This window comes from Suttonella sp., assembly GCF_056855035.1.
In genome coordinates, this window is the sequence record NZ_JBXGGR010000029.1 from 1 (window position 1) to 4971 (window position 4971).

Annotated in this window: 4 protein-coding genes and 1 pseudogene; all 5 read left to right on the forward strand. The window is 48.6% G+C overall.

What is annotated here, in order from left to right:
- The first annotated feature begins 127 nt into the window (after positions 1-127).
- On the forward strand, positions 128-568 hold the full coding sequence (locus tag ACJHVI_RS02750; protein ID WP_483183096.1) for a hypothetical protein: 441 nt from the start codon (positions 128-130) through the stop codon (positions 566-568).
- Between the two features lie 156 nt (positions 569-724).
- Complete coding sequence (polA, locus tag ACJHVI_RS02755) at positions 725-3439, forward strand: DNA polymerase I (protein WP_483183097.1); 2715 nt, start codon at positions 725-727, stop codon at positions 3437-3439.
- Complete coding sequence (locus ACJHVI_RS02760; RefSeq protein WP_483183098.1) at positions 3440-4078, forward strand: GNAT family N-acetyltransferase; 639 nt, start codon at positions 3440-3442, stop codon at positions 4076-4078.
- 64 nt (positions 4079-4142) lie between these two features.
- Positions 4143-4454 (forward strand): NGG1p interacting factor NIF3, encoded by a 312-nt coding sequence (locus ACJHVI_RS02765; RefSeq protein ID WP_483183099.1) that lies wholly within the window; start codon positions 4143-4145, stop codon positions 4452-4454.
- Positions 4455-4858: 404 nt separating this feature from the next.
- Positions 4859-4971: pseudogene (locus tag ACJHVI_RS02770) on the forward strand (IS982 family transposase); the annotation flags it as partial.

Here is a 4971-nt window from a genome sequence, read left to right on the forward strand (position 1 = left end):
TAGCTTGTCATTGCGGCATGGGAAAGGACAATAAGGTTAAGTTTATAAAAGATTATTTTGCTTAAAAAACGCTAGATAGCACCTATTTTGTCCCTTAGGGCTAAAGAACTCGAAAACAGCACCTAAAATGTCCCTTTGCCCAGAATTTACCACGGATGATATTCCGTTATGGTATTTTTTTTATGATCTTGTAGAAATGAAAGGTACTAAACTAGCAGGAGCTTATTTAATCAGCCCAATAGCAGCAAAAAAATGCTATGAATATATCGATGAGCAACTACAAGAACACAAAGGAATTCACCTACCTGCAGATGCTTTTATTACAGAGCATTATGCAGATATTGGTATTCAAACCTATTGGTCTAAGCAAGCATTATTTTTTCAAGGTTCAAAACTAGGAAATTTCTCAAGTGATTTAACTAATAATAAGCCTTCTATAAATAATTTTTATTTAAATTTATTTTTGAAAAAATATTTTCTTCATTTCATTAATAAATCACGTGCTTGTTTTAGGGAAAAAATTCACAAAAGAGTAATTTCACCACGAAAATTTATTAAAAAACAATAAAAAAGAAATGTTTGACACTCTTGTTTGTGCAAAATTTTGATAAATTTGATAAGAATCTATGTTCATTTAAGTTAACCCATCTTATTCTTTCTGACTTAGTTGCCGTAACGGCGCTGCTTTATGCTAAAGTAGCGCCTTGTTTTTTCGGAGCAGGGCATGTTGGATTCTAATCGTTTGGTTGTTTTGGTAGATGGTTCTTCGTATTTATTCCGCGCGTTTCACGGTTTGCCGCCTTTAACGAATCGCGAGGGACAGCCGACCGGCGCTTTGCACGGCGTGATTAAAATGCTTGCCAAGCTCTATGAGGATTATCAGCCGGTGTATTTTGCCGTGGTTTTTGATGCTAAAGGAAAAACTTTCCGCCATGAGATGTTCCCCGCTTACAAGGCGAACCGCCCGCCCATGCCCGATGATTTGCGGGTGCAAATCGAGCCTTTGCACGAATTAATCCGCGCTTTGGGTTTTCCGCTGATTATGGAAAGCGGCGTAGAAGCAGATGATGTCATCGGTACGCTTGCCGCCCGTGCTTTGGCGCAGAATTATCAGGTACTGATTTCTTCCGGCGACAAAGATATGGCGCAATTGCTCAGCCATGCCGATATCAGCCTGATTGATACGATGAAAAACGAGGCGACCACCGCTGCCGATGTGGCGCAGCGTTTTAAAGTCGATGCGCTGAACGCCAATCAAGTGGTGGATTTTTTAGCGCTGGTCGGCGATACGGCGGACAATATTCCCGGCGTGGATAAGGTCGGACCGAAAACCGCCGCCAAATGGCTGCAAGAATACGGCAGCGTGGAAAATATTATTCACAATGCCAGCAAAATCGGCGGCAAAATCGGCGACAACCTGCGCCAAGGAATTGAGCAACTGCGCCTGTCTTATCGCTTGGCGACAATTGATTGCGATGTCAATATCGCCACCGACATTGCCGATCTTGCCTTGCACAGCCCCAATCCGACCAAGATTGAGCAGCTCTGCAATCAATTTGATTTGAATGCGATTAAACAGAAATACCTCAATCCGATGAAAGAGCAATCCCCTGCTCCCAGTCCTATGCAGGCGGCGGAACAGAATTATCAAGTTATTGATAACATGACAGATTTACAGAAGCTGATTGATAAATTCAGCCGGCTTCCGCAATTCGCCTTAGACACGGAAACCACCGCTTTGGATTACATGCAGGCGCAATTGGTCGGCATCAGCCTCGCGCATCAGGCAGGCGAGGCTTATTATTTGCCGCTGCGCCATCAGCTGACGCAGAACCTGCCCTATCAAGAAAGCCTTGCCGCACTCAAGCCATTATTAGAAAATCCCGCCATCGGCAAAATCGGGCAGCATATTAAATACGACCGCCACATTCTCGCCAAAGAAGGGATTGAATTGGCAGGCAATATCGACGACACCATGCTGATGAGCTATTGCCATAACAGCACCGCCACGCGGCATAATATGGACGACCTCGCGCATTATTACCTGAATTATCAGACCACCAGTTTTGAAATGCTGGCCGGCAAAGGCGCAAAACAGCTGACTTTCGACCAAATCGACATCGAACGTGCCGCCCATTACGCCTGCGAAGATGCCGACATTACCCTGCGTTTATACGAACATTTTTCCCGCCAATTAACGCAAAACGATTCGCTTGCCGCCCTGTATCAAACAATTGAAGCGCCGCTGTCCGCCGTTTTATACCGCATGGAAGCGCGCGGCGTAAAAATCGACAGCCGACGGCTTTTACAGCAAAGCACGGAAATCGAAACCCAGCTTAAAGATTTGGAAAGCCGCGCCTACGATTTGGCAGGCAGCGAATTTAACCTCGGCTCGCCCAAGCAATTGCAGGAAATTCTCTTTGAACGCTTGGGCTTGCCCGTCGTGGAAAAAACGCCCAAAGGTCAGCCCAGCACCAATGAAAGCACGCTGGAAATCCTCGCCCAAGAACATCATGCCGCCTTGCCCAAAATCATCTTGGAGCACCGCAGCCTCGCCAAACTCAAATCTACCTACACCGACAAACTGCCCGAACTCATTCAGGCGCACACAGGGCGGATTCACACCAGCTACCATCAAGCCGTTACCAGCACAGGACGGCTCTCTTCCTCCGACCCCAATTTGCAGAATATCCCCGTGCGCAGCGCCGAAGGGCGGCGTATCCGCCAAGCCTTTATCGCCGAATCGGGCTACTGTCTCTTGGCGGCGGACTACTCGCAGATTGAACTGCGCATCATGGCGCATCTCTCGGGCGACGAGGGGCTGATTCAAGCCTTTAAAGAAGGCAAAGACATTCACGCCGCCACCGCCGCCGAAATCTTTGGCGGTGACCCCGAACACATCGACCGCGAACACCGCCGCAATGCCAAAGCCATCAACTTCGGACTGATTTACGGCATGAGCGCTTTCGGACTCGCGCGGCAACTCGGCATTAGCCGCCAAGAAGCCGCCGGCTATATCGACACCTATTTCGCCCGCTATCCCAAAGTCCGCGACTATATGGACAATGCACGCAGTGCCGCCCGCCAACAAGGCTATGCCGAAACCCTCCTCGGCCGCCGCCTCTACATTCCCGACATCAACAGCAAAAACCAACAGCGCCGCAACGCCGCCGAACGTCTTGCGATTAATGCGCCCATGCAGGGCAGCGCCGCCGACATCATCAAACTAGCCATGCTGGCGATTGACCGCGAACTCGGCGACAATCCCGACTGCCGCCTGATTATGCAGGTGCATGACGAACTGGTCTTTGAAGTGCGGCAAGAAGCGGCGGCGCAATACAGCAACATCATCCGCCGCCATATGGAAAACGCCCATGCCCTCTCCGTGCCGCTGATTGTAGACATCGGCATCGGCAGCAACTGGGACGAGGCACATTAAATGCAGACAAACGCCTACGGACAAGCAATCGGGCACAGCCTGAGGGATTTTCAGGCAGGCGAACTGCCGCAAGTACAGCTCTTGCAGGGACAATACTGCCGTCTGGAAAAAATCGGTACAGCGCATGCAGAAGATTTATGGGCGGTTTATAACGACAAAACGCCGGCGCAAAATTGGACATATCTGCCCGCAAAATACGGACCTTTTGCCGATAAAAACGATTTTTCCGCCTTTATGCAAGAAATGATGCAATCGCAAGATCCCTATTACTTCGCCATCATCGACCAAGCCGACGGCAAAGCATTAGGCACATTCTCGCTCATGCGTATCGACCGCGCCAACCGCAGCATCGAAGTCGGCGCCGTGATTTACGGCGAAGCCCTGAAACGTTCGCGCATCGCCGGCGAAGCGCAATTTCTGCTCGCCCAATACGTCTTTGAACAACTGCGCTACCGCCGCTACGAATGGAAATGCGACAGCCTCAATGACCCTTCGCGCCGCGCCGCCTTGCGCTTAGGCTTTCAATTTGAAGGCATCTTCCGCCAACACCTTGTCTATCACGGACGCAACCGCGACACTGCTTGGTTCTCCATGCTCGACAGCGAATGGGCGGCAAACAAAGCCCGCTTTCAGCGCTAGCTGGCAGCAGATAATTTCGATGCCCAAGATCGGCAAAAAACCCCGCTTTAAACCTCAAATTCTTATGTACCAACTTATTACTTACATTCCCGAAGACGCGCTGGAAAGCGTCAAAGCAGCCCTATTCGCCGCCGGAGCCGGCACAATCGGCAACTACGCCCATTGTGCATGGCAAGTACGCGGCGAAGGGCAATTTCTGCCGCTCTCGGGCAGCCATCCGCATATCGGCGAAAATGGAGAACTCTGCCGCCTGCCCGAATGGCGCGTGGAAATGGTCTTAACAGAAGCATGCAAAGAAGCGGTCATCGCCGCCCTGCACGCCAGCCACCCTTATGAAACACCGGCTTTCAGCCTGATTAAACTGGATAATCCTTAAAATCTCTACAGCAATATAGTCAAAGAATTAAAAAAGTATTACGGATTTGGCTCGCATTGCCGTACGCTCTGTCTGCCTGCGGCTCGTCGCCTTGTGTCAGTTTTTCAAATCTTCGACTACAGTCGATTCATCTCAAAGAAAGACACACTTTTTGCATATTAGCTTGAACAATAGTAAAAGTTGATATTTTTAGGCTTGAGACTTTATCATGAATTAACTATACAATCACTTTCATCTTTTCTCATTACGCTTTTGATCTGTCTCATTTCTGAACATCTTGGGACAAACTATGAGCAGTTGTTATCTATAACCTGAGTTCGGGATAAGCGCCCCACTAAAAAATAAAGAGCAATTGTGATAATCTACTGTTTTGACGAAACAAACCATCACAAAAGCCCTTTAACATGGAATATCTTACAACACTTTTCTGCCAAGTAGATGATTTTTGTAAAACATTTGAAGCAGACTTTAACCGCACACTCATCAGCAAACCCAACAGCAGAAACCGAAAAGCCTC